This window comes from Nonomuraea lactucae (genome assembly GCF_003313395.1).
Taxonomy (GTDB): Bacteria; Actinomycetota; Actinomycetes; order Streptosporangiales; family Streptosporangiaceae; genus Nonomuraea; species Nonomuraea lactucae.
In genome coordinates this window covers 1-11,652 of record NZ_QNFZ01000984.1, presented here as the reverse complement: position 1 = coordinate 11,652, position 11,652 = coordinate 1, and the positions used below count along the sequence as shown (strand labels likewise).

Genomic DNA, 11,652 nt, shown 5'->3' with positions numbered 1-11,652 from the left:
GGACCGGCCCTCAGGCCGCAGCCCGGCGCGCTGGCCGCCCGGAGCGGGCGGCCGCGCGGCGAGTGAAGCGAGCCCTTGAACCAGTAAAGAAACTCTGAACCAGTCATATCCGCAGGGCGACATACCCGTCTGCGTCGGCATCGCCTTCGACGGTGGCTGCGGCTTCGAACCGGTCGCCGGGTGCTTGGATCTCGGTGTACTCCAGGGGGCGGCCGTCGTGGCTGTGCATGATCCGCCGGACGACGAGCAGCCGGGTGCCGGTGGCCTCCATCTCCAGGTCCTCGGTGACTCCACCGTAGGGCATGGCCGAGTGCACGGTGGTGGTCCAGCGCAACGGCCCGTGGGTCTTCTCAAGATGGCTGTAGTAGTCGGCGGGCTCGATATCCAGGCTGACCGTGCGTTCGCGTCCCTGTCCGGTGACCGTCCCGATGAGGTCGGTGATGACGGTGGAGTGCAGGGCGATACGGACGCGGTTGGAGGTGCTCTGCCAGTAGGCGAAGCGATAGACGACGCTGCGGCCCCGCGCATGGTCGAGGAACCTTCGTCCGCCCCCGCGCCGAACGGCGGCTCATCTTGATCGGCCAATCCACACACGCCGACTTCCTGAGCCCCGCCCACAAGATGATCTCCAACGGCTGGGAATCCGTCAGCGTGCCCAGCGACGCCGAACGCGAGGGCATGAACCACCTAAAGCCCCACCTCACGGGACCAGGCAGCGACGACGTAACGGTGCTGCGCATCGGCAAGGGTGCGGGCTGGCGGAGACACCGAGACCAGACGCTCCCGGCGTTCGCTGGCACTGCCCAGGCGGTGCGTGGAGGCGCTGAGAGCGCACCGAGCCCAGCCACTCCAGGACAAGGGGGACGCGGGCAAGCGGTGGGAGGAACACGGCCTTGTCTTCGCCTCCGCCGTGGGTACTCCCCTCGACGCCCACGACATCCGGCGATCCTTCCGGCAGATCGTCAAGGCCGCAGGGCTCCCGCCGTACTACTGGACGCCACTCGAGATGCGGCACAGCTTCGTCTCGTTGCTCTCCGATTCCGGCGTGCCCCTGGAGGACATCGCGCGGCTCGTCGGCCACAGCGGGACGGCGGTCACCGAGACCGTCTACCGCAAGCAGATTCGCCCCGTACTCCTCCAAGGCGCGGAAGCCATGGACCGGATCTTCACGTGACCGCAGGCGATAGTCACTCAGTTAGTCACCCAGCAATGCGAAAGGGTGTCACCCTAAGGAGTGACACCCTGCTCGACCAGCGAGAATCTGGTCGGGACGACAGGATTTGAACCTGCGACCCCTTGACCCCCAGTCAAGTGCGCTACCAAGCTGCGCTACGTCCCGGTTGTGTCGGCCGCCCCCTGTGAGGCGGGACGTCATAACCTTAGCGCACATCGCAGGCGCACGCGCACACCGTGTACGGCGGCCGGACGGGAGCGGAGGTAGGTCGGTGGGGCGGAGGCCGACGATCGATCGGGGGGAGCTGGCGAGGCTCGTGGCCCAGGGGTTGAGCGTGCAGGAGCTGGCCGCGCGCTTCGGGGTGAGCGAGTCCGGGGTGCTGCAGGCCAAGCGGGCCGCCGGGCTGGCCAAGCCGATGCTCGACCACAGCCGGGCCGTCCCGTGGAAGGTCGGGGCCGGCGACGAACCTGCGTAACCTGTCGGCCGCCGCCCAGGGGAGGCCGCCCGCGTCCGAGCGGTTGAACACGGCTCTGCGGTGGGCTCAGCGGCTGGTCGACGCGGGGCTGGACGTCGCGTACGACCCGGCCGAGGGGTTCCGGGAGGTGCCGGCGGCGCCGGGAGGCTCACATGTCGCCGCGGTGCTCGCTTCTGCCAGGAGGGCACTGGAAGGGGGCTGACGGGCGCGTTTCGAGAGCGCGTTCGGGGGCAGTCGCTGGTCTCGACACAGAGACCGGAGGCGAACATCATGTCCACCTACATCTGGGTGGCCGTCGTCGTGGTCGCGGTGGTGGCGGTCGCCGCAGTCGGCTACTTGGTGCTCCAGCAGCAGCGCCGCAGCCGCCTCCGCACACGTTTCGGCCCCGAGTACGAACGCCTGGTGGCCGAGCACGACACCAGGCGGGAGGCGGAACAGGAACTGCTCCACCGTGAGCAGCGGCACGCCGAGCTCGACATCCGGCCGCTGGCGGAGGAGTCACGCGACACCTACGCCAAGCGGTGGGGCGACGTCCAGGAGCGGTTCGTGGACGCGCCCAGCTTCGCGGTGACCGAGGCTGACCAGCTGGTCGCGGCGGTCATGGCGGAGCGGGGATACCCGACCGACGACTTCGAGGCGCGGGTGGCCTACCTGTCCGTCGGGCATGCCGCCACCCTCGACCACTACCGCAAGGCGCACGAGATCAGCGGGCGCGCCGCCAGGAAGGAGGCCTCCACGGAGGAGCTCCGGCAGGCGATGGTGCACTACCGCGCGCTGTTCACGGAACTGCTGGAAGAGACCACGCGAGGACGGTGATCCGATATGGGCGACGAGCTGAGATTGCCGTCGCAGCGGAGAGAGCAGGGCGACGACATGCCGAACGATCACGACCGGGCAGGGGACGCCGATGACCTGAGGGTCGTCGAGGAGACCAGGGAGGATGCGCCGGTGGACGACACGCCGGTCCAGGCATCCCAGGCATCCCAGGCACCCCAGGCACCCCAGGCGCCCCAGGGGGCTCAGGCCGCCGAGGGTGATGTGCTGGTTCACGGCTCCGGCCACGAGGGAGAGGGCGACCCGCACGCCAGGGACTACAAGGACCCGTACGGCGCTCCCGGCGACATGCCGGTGGTGGAGACAGGTGAGACGGGTGGAGTGCCGTCGCACGCCGCCCCCCAGGCGGCGACGGTGCTGTTCGACCGGGATCCGGCCGAGGTGCAGGCTCGCTGGCGTGACCTGCAGGCGGCGTTCGTGGACGACCCGGGCGAGGCCGTCAAGCGGGCCGACGGGCTGGTCGGGGAGGTCGTCGAGTCGCTCACCGCCGCGCTGAGCGCCCACACGGGCGAGCTGCGCGGCCGGTGGGAGAGCGTCGGTGAGAGCGACACGGAGCAGCTCCGCCTGGCGCTGCGTGAATATCGGAGCGTGCTGGAGCGGCTGCTGACCCTCTCCGGCCCTGGGACGAGGTGAGGTTGCCATGCTCGCGATCGTCGCGGCGATCATCTTCGGGCTGGGTTTCCTGCTCGATCTGCTGAACACCAGGATCGCCGGTGGGATCTCCGGCACGACCTTCATGCTGCTGGGCCTGACGCTGCTGGCGCTGCACCAGGCCGGAGTGGGTACGGCGAGCATCCGCAGCAGCTACAGCGGATGGCGCGGCCGTACCCGCCGATAGACCCCCGGATGGACCTGCCATGACCCGGCCACCCGTGCCTGAACCCCCGGCACGGGTGGCCGTTCCGTGCCGGGGATGGGCTATCTCTTGCCGGCGAAGCGCATGACGACCGTGCTGCCGTCGGCGCCGACCCGAAGGCTCAGCTCGTGGGCGAGCAGCCGCGCCACCCACAGCCCCATCCCGCCCACGGAGTCCGGCATGGGGCCGGGCTTCCAGGAGCCCCCGTCGTGCACCTCGACCACGACCTCACCTGCGTCGGCCCAGAGGCGCACCCGCCCGTCGTCCGTGCCGTGGGTGACGGCGTTGGTGGCCACCTCGTTGACCGCGATGACGAAGTCGCCGATGGCGTCCTCCGGCATGCCGGCTCCGCGGGCCTCCCGCTCAGCGAACTGCCGGACCCGCGGCAGGTCCGGCAGCCGGAATCGGAGCGTTTTCACGGGCGCGCCGGGCGGCGGGCTGGTATGACCCGCGTCGTGAGGATGGTGGTCCTCGTTCACCCGGCGATCCGCCCTCTCAGCCGACGAGCAGCTCCGTGCGCAACTGGTCGAGGACTTTACGCAGGATCCTCGACACGTGCATCTGAGATATGCCGAACTCCGCCGCGATCTCGGCCTGGGTCATGTTGCCGAAGAAGCGCAGCAGGAGGATGTGCTTCTCGCGGGACGGCAGCGCGTCGATGAGCGGCTTGACCGCCTCCCGGTCGACCATCGTACTCAGGGTGTCGTCGTCCTCCGGGATCACGTCGCCCAGCGACGCGGCGTCGTCGTCGGTGCCGAGCGGCGCGTCGAGCGACAGCGTGCTGTACGCGGCCGAAGCGTCGAGGGTCAGCAGGACGTCCTCCTCGGAGATGTTCATCTTGGCCGCGAGTTCGGCCACGGTCGGGGAGCGGCCGAGGGTCTGGCTGAGGTCGGCGACGAGCCGGTTGAGCTCCGAACGCCGCTCCTGGTAGAGGCGCGGCACCCGGATGGCCCAGGTACGGTCGCGGAAGTGGCGCTTGACCTCTCCCGTCATCGTGACGACGGCGTAGCCCCTGAACGCGTGGCCGAGCGTGGGGTCGAAGCCGTTGACGGCCTTCATCAAGCCGACGTACGCCGCCTGCAGCAGGTCCTCCAGCGGCTCGCCGCGGTAGCGGTAGCGCCGGGCGATCTCCATGGCGAGCGGGCGGTGCATCTCCACGATGCGCTCGCGCAGCCGTTCCCTCAGGCTGTCGGGGGTGTCTTCCCTGACCATCTCGGCCAGGAGCTCTTCGGCGGTCATCTCCTCGAGAACGTATTCCTGCACAGCCATCGCTGCTCCTCATATGGGTCGCAGGGGTGGCCTCCGCCAACAGAAAAAGCCCAGGCAGAGGCACACCTCGCGTCAAGTACGAGACGGAAGCCCTCTGCTGGACTTCGGCTCTAGTATCCCCCGTTCCACGGGATGTATTCACCCCCACCGCGGTAACAGTAGGGTTGCTTCGTGACAATGCCGGAGAACGGTGAGAGCTCAACGGCCGCCCTGAGCCTGACCTCGTCGACAGTGGACGAGATCACCGTCGTCAAGGTCGACGGCGTGCTCGACGCCACGACGCGCGAGCAGTTCGCCGACTACCTGTCCCTGGCGGGCGCCGATCTGGTGCTGGACCTGGCGGGGGTGACGTTCATGGACTCGCGGGCGCTGGGGCTGATCGTCCACCAGTGGCAGACGAGCCTGGCGTCGGGGTCGAGGTTCGCCCTGGTGGGTGTCGAGTACTCCAAGTCGAAGGTGATGTGGATCACCGGGCTGGCGCAGCGGCTGCCGATCTTCGAGACGCTCGACGACGCCCTGGCCGCCATCGGCTAGTTCACGGCTTCACCGGGCGGCCGGAGCCGCGTCTTGCGCTGGTGCTCGTCGACCAGCAGCCGGGCCAGGTCGGCCACCTTGACCTGGTGGTGCTGGGAGATCCGGCGCAGTTCCTCGAAGGCGGCCTCCGCGGTGCACCCGCTGGTCTGCATGATGATGCCCTTGGCCTGGTCGATGAGGGCCCGGCCGGCCAGGGCCTCCTGGAGCTGGGCGGCGTCGGTGCGCACCTCCTCGAAGTCCCACATGTTGGCCATGGCCACGCCGACCTGCTCGGTCAGCATGTCGGCCAGCGCGTGGACGCCCACCGGGGAGAACGCGCCGGGCCGTACGGAGTAGAGGCCGACCACGAGCAGCGCGGGGGGCACCTTGATGGGCAGGGTCAGCACCGAGCGCACCCCCCAGCGGGTGGCCAGGGCGGCGTATCGGGGCCAGCGGCCGTCGGCGAGCACGTCGCCGACGACGACACGGCCGCCGGTCTGGCGGGCGTCGGTGGAGGGGCCCTCGCCGAGGCTCCGCTCGGCCTCGACCAGCATGATGAGCTCGCTGTGGGAGCCCGACACGAGTACGCGGTGGTCGCGCCAGTGCTCCGCCGAGCCTCCCGAACAGCCGGGCACGCCTCCGGCCAGCGCCGTGGTGAGCCCGCGCAGCACGCTCTCGGTGGAGGTGTCGGCGCCGAGCCGGCCGAGTCCCGCCAGGTCACGGGCCAGCGCGGGGGTGATCATCGCCGTCGATTCCATAGGTACAAGCCCCTACCCCTTATGGCTACCATTATCCAGCGTGGCGTAGCGTCAGAGAATGACTATGCCGGACCTCGAACACGCTCTGGACGCGCTGACCGCGCGCGTCTCCTCCTTGCGTGAGGCGAGGACGGCTTACCCCTCCGAGCTCGCTCCCACGCTGGACGCCGCGCTCGCGGAGCTCGACACCGCGGCCGAGTTGCTGGCCGAGGCGAGAGCCGAGCTGCACAAATCAGCCTCCAAACGGCAGAACGGCCGCAAGGACGGGCCGCAGCGTGAGCTCAAGCTGCTGCGGCAGGTGTTCAAGGCGTTCCCGGTGCCGGTGATCGTGCTCGATGGCGGCGGTGTGGTCCGGCGCATCAACGGCGAGACCTCGCGGGTGCTCGGCAGCCCCGACGGCTACCTGGTCGGCCGGTCGTTCCCCCTGCTGGTCGACGTGTCCAGGCGGGCGGCGTTCCGCTCGCACCTGACGTCGGTGCTGCAGACGGGGCAGCCGGCGGCGTTCGAGACGCGGCTGGCGCACCAGGGCCGGACGCACACGGTGCAGCTGGCGCTGACCCGGCTGACGATGCCGGGCGAGCCACAGCAGATGGTGGCGGCCGTGGCGCTGCCGACCGAGGTGCAGCTGCCCGGGCCGCGCGCGGAGCGGCCGGAGCTCTCGGACGGTGTCCTGCTGATGGCCGCGGCCAAGCGCCAGGACCTGCTGGCCAGGGTGGCGGCCCTGCTGCTGGACGAGGAGGCGCTGCGGCAGCCGGTGGCGCTGTCGCGGGCGGCGCGTCTGCTGGCGGCCGGCTGGGCCGACTGGGTGATCGCCGACATGGTGCGTGACGGGATGCCGCGCCGGCAGGTCGTGGTCGCGCCCAAGGACCACCCGCTGGGCGGCCTGGTCCGGCAGGTGGAACGCGCCGAGCCGGCCACGAGCCAGGTGGTGACGCAGGTGCTGGAGCGCGGCACCGGCGTGGTGCACGAGATGGTGGACGACGAGACGCTGCTCGGGTTCTGCGCCGACGGGCCGCTGCTGACGGTGATGGGCGCGGGCTCGCTGCTGTGCGTGCCGATCGGCTCGGGTGACGGGGCGCTGACGCTGGTCAGGGAGCACGACCGGCAGCCGTTCACCCTGGCCGACCTGGCCGTCATGCAGGAGGTGGGGCTGCAGCTCGGGCTCGCGGTCCGGGCGCAGCGCAGCTTCCAGAGCCGGTCGCAGGCGGCCGACGCGCTGTCGGCGAGCGTCGCGCCGCGCAAGCTGCCGGACGTGCCCGGGTACGAGGCGAGCGCGATCTACCACCCCGGCGCGTCGGTGGGCGCCGAGTTCTACGACGTGTTCCCCGTGGCCGACGGCTGGGGGTTCGCCCTGGGCGGCGCCGTCGGCAAGGGCGAGGAGGCGGCGTCGGTCAGCGCGATGGTCAGGGGTGGACTGAGGGTGCTGGCCGCGTGGGAGACCGATCCCGACGTGGTCGTGCGCAACGTGAACGAGGCCCTGGTCAGGCAGGGCACCGGCATGTTCGTGATGGCGGTGGCGGGGTTCGTCAAGGGGCGCGGGATCCGCCTGTCGTCGGCGGGCCACCATCCGGCGGCGCTGCTGCAGCCCGACGGGAGCGTGCGGTTCGCTTCGGGTGGCGGCGTGCCATTGGGCATCTCACCCGTGGCCGAGACGAGCGTGGAGGAGATCACCGTCTCCGTGGGCGAGACGCTGGTGCTCTATTCCGAGGGCCTGATCTCGTCAAGGAACGACCTGGGCGAGCCGTACGGGGAGGAGCGGCTGGCCGACGTGCTCGGCAGGTGCGCGGGTCAGGCCCCGTCCACGGTGGTCAAGGCGGTGGAGGCCGACCGGCACGCGTTCTCCGGCGGTCAGGTGTGGGACGAGATCGTCATCCTGGCCCTGCGCGGCGCCTGAGCGGAACTTCGCGGCTTTTGGGCAACAAGTCCGCACTGTCGGGGTTTGCGGATCAGCCGGACATGGGTAAAGTCTTGAGGGCAGATATCCGTGCCTAAGACGCAGGCACACCTTGAAGGCTGTTTCCACGCTGCTGAGGTGTGCCATGAATATCGCGATCGTCGCTTCCGTCTCCGGCAACAAGCGCCACCACCTGCTCTCCGTGGCGCGCGAGCTGGGGCGCGACCACACCGTCACCATCTACTCCCGCCGTGACAACGCCGAGGGCAAGCCCAGGACGCGGGTGGCCCCGGGGGTCGTGGTGGAGCACATCGACGTGGGACCGGCGCGGAGCCTGTCCGCCGACGACGTCGTGCCGTACCTCAACGACGTCGGCCTGCACCTGAGCATGCGATGGCACGAGGAGCGGCCGGACGTCATCCACGCCTACTCCTGGACCGGCGGGCTCGCCGCGGTCGCCGGGGCCACGGGCATGGACGTGCCCGTCACCCAGACGTTCCACACGGTCGACCCGGCCCACATGAAGCTGGAGCGGGCGCTCGGCCGCCGCGCCAACGCGGTCATCGCCGGCTCGAACGACGAGGGCTCCGCGCTGATCCGGCTCGGCGTGCCGCGCAACCACATCGCCATCGTCCCGCCGGGCGTGGACACCGACCGCTTCCACCGGCAGGGCCCCGCGGCCACGCGCGGTCCGCGCAAGCGACTGGTGCACGTCGGCCCCCTCTCCCCCGACCGGGGCGCGCACACGATCGTCCGCGCGCTGCAGGGGCTGTCGGACGTCGAGCTCGTCATCGCCGGCGGGCCCGAGGCCGAGCAGCTCGACGACGACAGGGAGGCGCGGCGCCTGCGCACCCTGGCCGAGCAGCTCGGCGTCGCCGACCGGGTGACGCTGCTGGGCCAGGTGAAGCGGGCCGCGGTGCCGAAGCTCATGCGCGGCGCGGACGCCGTGGTGACGGTGCCGCGCGAGGCCGTGACGGGCACGGTCGCGCTGGAGGCGATGGCCTGCGGCGTGCCGGTGATCGCCTCGGCCGTCGGCGCGCACCTCGACTCGGTCATCGACGGCGTCACCGGCCTGCTGGTGCCGCCGGACCGTCCGGCGCGCATCGCGCGGCTGGCGCGCGAGCTGCTGTCGGACGCGACTCTGCGCACCGCGCTCGGCTACGCGGGCGCCGACCGGGCCCGCTCCCGCTACTCGTGGGAGCGGGTGAGCCAGGAGCTCCTGCGCGTGTACGAGGCCGCCTGCGCCTGAGCGGGCCGGCTGTGCCGGCAGCTAGCGGACGCGAACCCTGAAGGTGGCCGGTCTGTCCAGGATCGGCTCCACCCTGGTGTCACGCGGCTGGAGCACCTGGCAGGTGGCCCGGCCGTTCTCCTCGGTGCACTCGGACCCGCCGGTTTCGGGCCGGCCCGGCCAGCCGATGCCCGTCCGGCCGGTGTCCCGCCGCGCCTCCAGGTGCGCGCGGGTGAATGTGAAGGTGCCGCGGAACGTGTTCGTGCCCTGGTGCCGGGACCAGGGCACGGCCTGGACGATGAACTGGGCCGTCGGCGCCAGGCCGTGCGAGATCATCGGTCCGACCCGCCGGTCCATGGGTGAGGAGGGCGAGCCGATCACGACCCTGCCGTTGGCCCAGACGCCGACGTTTATCTCCTTGCCGCACAGGTCGTCGTCGGCCATCGCGATGTCCTCCGGTTCCGGGGCCGGCGGCACCGCCGCGCTCGGCGGGTTGAGGCGCCACGACCGGGGGAAGCGGTTCTCCACCCAGGTCCAGTACGACACGGTGCCGTCGGACTGCTTCCGCGCCGCCAGCCCCGCCCGGATGATCCGGCCGCCCGTGAACCCGCCGAGCCCGACCCAGGCGTAGTAGACGCCGGTGGGCGTGCGGTCGGAGACGCAGGGGATGGTGACGTCCGCCTCCGCGCCGTAAATGGTCTCCCAGGGGCGCTCCTGGCCGGGCACTCTGATCTCGTGGTAGACGATCCCGGCCCACGGGTAGTGCCAGGGCGCCGCCTGAGCCGTCGCCGCTCGGGCGGGAGACGCGGCTGCGGCGAGCAGCAGGAGAATCGCCGGAATGGCCACTGTCTTGGCCACTGTCCTGGCCACGGTCGTCGACACGCGAAGGCGTAAGCGTGCGGGCATCGAATGTCCTCCCTCGAGTCCTCTTCGGCCGGCCCCCGGCCCATCGTGACATCCGGCCGCGGAGCCGTAACCGGGTTGCCCGTTGCCTTTTCCGGCGTACTTGGGAAACTCCCCCTATGCGCCTTGCCGTGTCACGCGTGACCCCCGAAGGTCATTGAGGTGGCGGGCGTCTTCATCAACTACCGCGGCCTGGACAACGCCTGGGCCGTGCTCCTCGATCGGGAGCTCAACCGGAGGTTCGGCGAGGACGTCGTGTTCCGGGCGGGCCGGTCGATCCGCCCGAGCGAGGACTTCGCCGAACGGCTCCTGGCCGCGGTGCGGAAGTCCGACATCCTGATCGCGGTCATCGGCCCGCGCTGGCTGACGGCCGCGTCGAGGTCCGGCCGCCGCCTGCTGGACGACGAGAAGGACTGGGTACGCCGCGAGATAGCCGAGGCGTTCCGGTGCGGCATCCCCGTGCTGCCCGTACTCGTGGAGGACGCCGCGTTCCCGCCGGAAGACCAGCTCCCCCCGGACATCGCCAGGCTGGCCCGGTGCCAGCACCTCCGCCTCCACCACCGCAACGCGGACTACGACATCGCCCGCCTGGTGGCCGAGCTCCACCACCTGGTCCCGGCCCTCCCCCCTGCCGCCCCGGCCTCCTCCCCCCGCTCATGGGGGCGGCGGGCGCTGCTCGTGGCCGTCCCGCTCGCCGCCGCGGCCGTCGCGGGTGTCGTGTACGCCACGTGGCCGCGTACCACCACCGACGCCGCGCCACCGGCCACGGGATCGCCCGGCACGACATCGGCGGCCACCGGCACACCTCCGGCCACGGCCGCCCCTCCCAGCGCGGGCTCGCCGCGGACCGGCCGCGCCGATCTCGGGCCCGAGGACCACCTGGACTTCGAGTCGGGGACCGTCGGCGACGCGATCAGCGGTCTCGACCTGTACTTCCCCACCGAGTCCACTCCCCTGCCCGCACACCTGGTCGGCGCCGTCGGAAACGCCGCCTTCGCGCCCACGGCCTCCGCCCCCAAGTCGGCCCCCACCAAGGAGTCCTGCTCCCACGCCCTGGCGGCCCGTCAGGACACGACGGTCGACGTGCGGGCCCTCGGCGTGGGCGGCGCCTTCTGCGTCCGGACCACCGAGGGCAACATCGCCGCCGCCCGGATAGCCCACTACACCCCCGCGAACCCGCAGCGCCTGACCCTCGACTTCACCAGCTGGAGTTAGGGGCGGCGCGCAGGCGGGTGGCCTTGAGGCCCAGGTGCACGGCGAGGCGGTCGTCGCCGTCCGACAGGTCCCGGCCGAGCAGCCGCTCCGCCTTGCCGAGCCGGTAGTAGAGCGTCTGGCGGTGGATGCCCAGCTCGATGGCCGTGCGCTGGGCGTGGCCGCCGAGGTCCAGGTAGGTCTCGACCGTGTGGGCCAGTTCGCCGTCCAGCTCGCCGGCCAGGGTCGCCGTCTCGGCAGCCAGCTCGCGCAGGTCCGCCTGGCCGAGCCGGGCCAGGAGACGGTGCACGCCGAGGTCGTCCCAGCGGGCCACGGGCGCGAAGCGGGGGAAGTGCTCGGCGATGCGCAGCGCCTGGCGCGCCTCCCGCCAGCTCTGCCACGCCTCCCCCGGGTCGTCTCGCGTACCGCCGATCCCGGCCGCCGTGCCGTACACGCTCTGGACGGTCTGCGCCACCTCGGCGGCCAGGTGGGCCGGGGCGAGCAGCGCGACCGGTGAGCCGGCGCGGGCGAGGACGCCGCGCGGCAGCGTCCACAGG

At 71.5% G+C, this 11,652-nt stretch carries 16 protein-coding genes and 1 tRNA gene; 10 read left to right on the top strand and 7 right to left on the bottom strand.

Going from position 1 to position 11,652, the window contains the following annotated elements:
• Window positions 1-103 precede the first annotated feature (103 nt).
• A complete protein-coding gene (locus DQW85_RS45065; RefSeq protein ID WP_275888284.1) occupies window positions 104-382 on the bottom strand; it encodes a UTRA domain-containing protein in 279 nt (92 codons plus the stop codon).
• 432 nt (window positions 383-814) lie between these two features.
• Between DQW85_RS45065 and DQW85_RS35140 the strand changes: the two genes are divergently transcribed.
• Window positions 815-1,174: a tyrosine-type recombinase/integrase gene (locus DQW85_RS35140; protein ID WP_240197638.1), complete on the top strand. Its 360-nt coding sequence runs from the start codon at window positions 815-817 to the stop codon at window positions 1,172-1,174.
• Between the two features lie 88 nt (window positions 1,175-1,262).
• Here the strand turns inward: DQW85_RS35140 and DQW85_RS35135 are convergent.
• Window positions 1,263-1,339 (bottom strand) — tRNA-Pro (locus DQW85_RS35135).
• 106 nt (window positions 1,340-1,445) lie between these two features.
• On the opposite strand from DQW85_RS35135, the gene DQW85_RS47240 reads away from it, so the two are divergent.
• From DQW85_RS47240 to DQW85_RS35115, 5 genes are all read left to right on the top strand, one after another.
• Window positions 1,446-1,649 (top strand): helix-turn-helix domain-containing protein, encoded by a 204-nt coding sequence (locus DQW85_RS47240; RefSeq protein ID WP_240197637.1) that lies wholly within the window; start codon window positions 1,446-1,448, stop codon window positions 1,647-1,649.
• A gap of 43 nt (window positions 1,650-1,692) precedes the next feature.
• Entirely contained in the window at window positions 1,693-1,851 is a 159-nt protein-coding gene (locus DQW85_RS47235; RefSeq protein ID WP_240197636.1) for a hypothetical protein, read from the top strand.
• 68 nt (window positions 1,852-1,919) lie between these two features.
• Window positions 1,920-2,465: a hypothetical protein gene (locus DQW85_RS35125; RefSeq protein ID WP_113704064.1), complete on the top strand. Its 546-nt coding sequence runs from the start codon at window positions 1,920-1,922 to the stop codon at window positions 2,463-2,465.
• 6 nt (window positions 2,466-2,471) lie between these two features.
• Window positions 2,472-3,116 (top strand): hypothetical protein, encoded by a 645-nt coding sequence (locus DQW85_RS35120; protein ID WP_113704063.1) that lies wholly within the window; start codon window positions 2,472-2,474, stop codon window positions 3,114-3,116.
• Between the two features lie 7 nt (window positions 3,117-3,123).
• Window positions 3,124-3,321: a hypothetical protein gene (locus DQW85_RS35115; protein ID WP_113704062.1), complete on the top strand. Its 198-nt coding sequence runs from the start codon at window positions 3,124-3,126 to the stop codon at window positions 3,319-3,321.
• 80 nt (window positions 3,322-3,401) lie between these two features.
• Here the strand turns inward: DQW85_RS35115 and DQW85_RS35110 are convergent, their stop codons facing one another.
• Together DQW85_RS35110 and DQW85_RS35105 are read right to left on the bottom strand one after the other, a co-directional pair.
• Complete coding sequence (locus DQW85_RS35110) at window positions 3,402-3,758, bottom strand: ATP-binding protein (protein ID WP_240197635.1); 357 nt, start codon at window positions 3,756-3,758, stop codon at window positions 3,402-3,404.
• 76 nt (window positions 3,759-3,834) lie between these two features.
• On the bottom strand, window positions 3,835-4,608 hold the full coding sequence (locus tag DQW85_RS35105) for a SigB/SigF/SigG family RNA polymerase sigma factor (RefSeq protein WP_113704060.1): 774 nt from the start codon (window positions 4,606-4,608) through the stop codon (window positions 3,835-3,837).
• A gap of 177 nt (window positions 4,609-4,785) precedes the next feature.
• On the opposite strand from DQW85_RS35105, the gene DQW85_RS35100 reads away from it, so the two are divergent.
• Entirely contained in the window at window positions 4,786-5,142 is a 357-nt protein-coding gene (locus DQW85_RS35100; RefSeq protein ID WP_113704059.1) for an STAS domain-containing protein, read from the top strand.
• On the opposite strand, the gene DQW85_RS35095 is transcribed toward DQW85_RS35100, so the two are convergent.
• A complete protein-coding gene (locus DQW85_RS35095; RefSeq protein WP_113704058.1) occupies window positions 5,139-5,879 on the bottom strand; it encodes a GAF and ANTAR domain-containing protein in 741 nt (246 codons plus the stop codon). The genes DQW85_RS35100 and DQW85_RS35095 overlap by 4 nt on opposite strands.
• Window positions 5,880-5,937: 58 nt before the next feature.
• Between DQW85_RS35095 and DQW85_RS35090 the strand changes: the two genes are divergently transcribed.
• Entirely contained in the window at window positions 5,938-7,773 is a 1,836-nt protein-coding gene (locus DQW85_RS35090) for a SpoIIE family protein phosphatase (RefSeq protein WP_240197634.1), read from the top strand.
• 145 nt (window positions 7,774-7,918) lie between these two features.
• Window positions 7,919-9,022, top strand: coding sequence for a glycosyltransferase (locus tag DQW85_RS35085; protein WP_113704056.1), 1,104 nt, complete (start codon window positions 7,919-7,921; stop codon window positions 9,020-9,022).
• A gap of 21 nt (window positions 9,023-9,043) precedes the next feature.
• Here the strand turns inward: DQW85_RS35085 and DQW85_RS35080 are convergent, their stop codons facing one another.
• On the bottom strand, window positions 9,044-9,907 hold the full coding sequence (locus DQW85_RS35080; RefSeq protein ID WP_113704055.1) for a G1 family glutamic endopeptidase: 864 nt from the start codon (window positions 9,905-9,907) through the stop codon (window positions 9,044-9,046).
• 159 nt (window positions 9,908-10,066) lie between these two features.
• Between DQW85_RS35080 and DQW85_RS35075 the strand changes: the two genes are divergently transcribed.
• Window positions 10,067-11,119, top strand: a complete 1,053-nt coding sequence (locus DQW85_RS35075) for a toll/interleukin-1 receptor domain-containing protein (protein WP_162795627.1) — start codon at window positions 10,067-10,069, stop codon at window positions 11,117-11,119.
• On the opposite strand, the gene DQW85_RS35070 is transcribed toward DQW85_RS35075, so the two are convergent.
• On the bottom strand, window positions 11,103-11,652 hold a 550-nt coding region (locus tag DQW85_RS35070), incomplete at its 5' end, for a PucR family transcriptional regulator (RefSeq protein WP_162795626.1). The two genes, DQW85_RS35075 and DQW85_RS35070, sit on opposite strands and share 17 nt — an antisense overlap.

Bases quoted from the DNA above. Each gene is read 5' to 3' on its own strand.
- DQW85_RS35120 (WP_113704063.1), top strand. From the start codon at position 2,472: ATGGGCGACGAGCTGAGATTGCCGTCGCAGCGGAGAGAGCAGGGCGAC.
- DQW85_RS35095 (WP_113704058.1), bottom strand. From the start codon at position 5,879: ATGGAATCGACGGCGATGATCACCCCCGCGCTGGCCCGTGACCTGGCG.
- DQW85_RS35100 (WP_113704059.1), top strand. From the start codon at position 4,786: ATGCCGGAGAACGGTGAGAGCTCAACGGCCGCCCTGAGCCTGACCTCG.
- DQW85_RS35085 (WP_113704056.1), top strand. From the start codon at position 7,919: ATGAATATCGCGATCGTCGCTTCCGTCTCCGGCAACAAGCGCCACCAC.
- DQW85_RS35080 (WP_113704055.1), bottom strand. From the start codon at position 9,907: ATGCCCGCACGCTTACGCCTTCGCGTGTCGACGACCGTGGCCAGGACA.
- DQW85_RS35115 (WP_113704062.1), top strand. From the start codon at position 3,124: ATGCTCGCGATCGTCGCGGCGATCATCTTCGGGCTGGGTTTCCTGCTC.
- DQW85_RS35125 (WP_113704064.1), top strand. From the start codon at position 1,920: ATGTCCACCTACATCTGGGTGGCCGTCGTCGTGGTCGCGGTGGTGGCG.
- DQW85_RS35090 (WP_240197634.1), top strand. From the start codon at position 5,938: ATGACTATGCCGGACCTCGAACACGCTCTGGACGCGCTGACCGCGCGC.
- DQW85_RS35105 (WP_113704060.1), bottom strand. From the start codon at position 4,608: ATGGCTGTGCAGGAATACGTTCTCGAGGAGATGACCGCCGAAGAGCTC.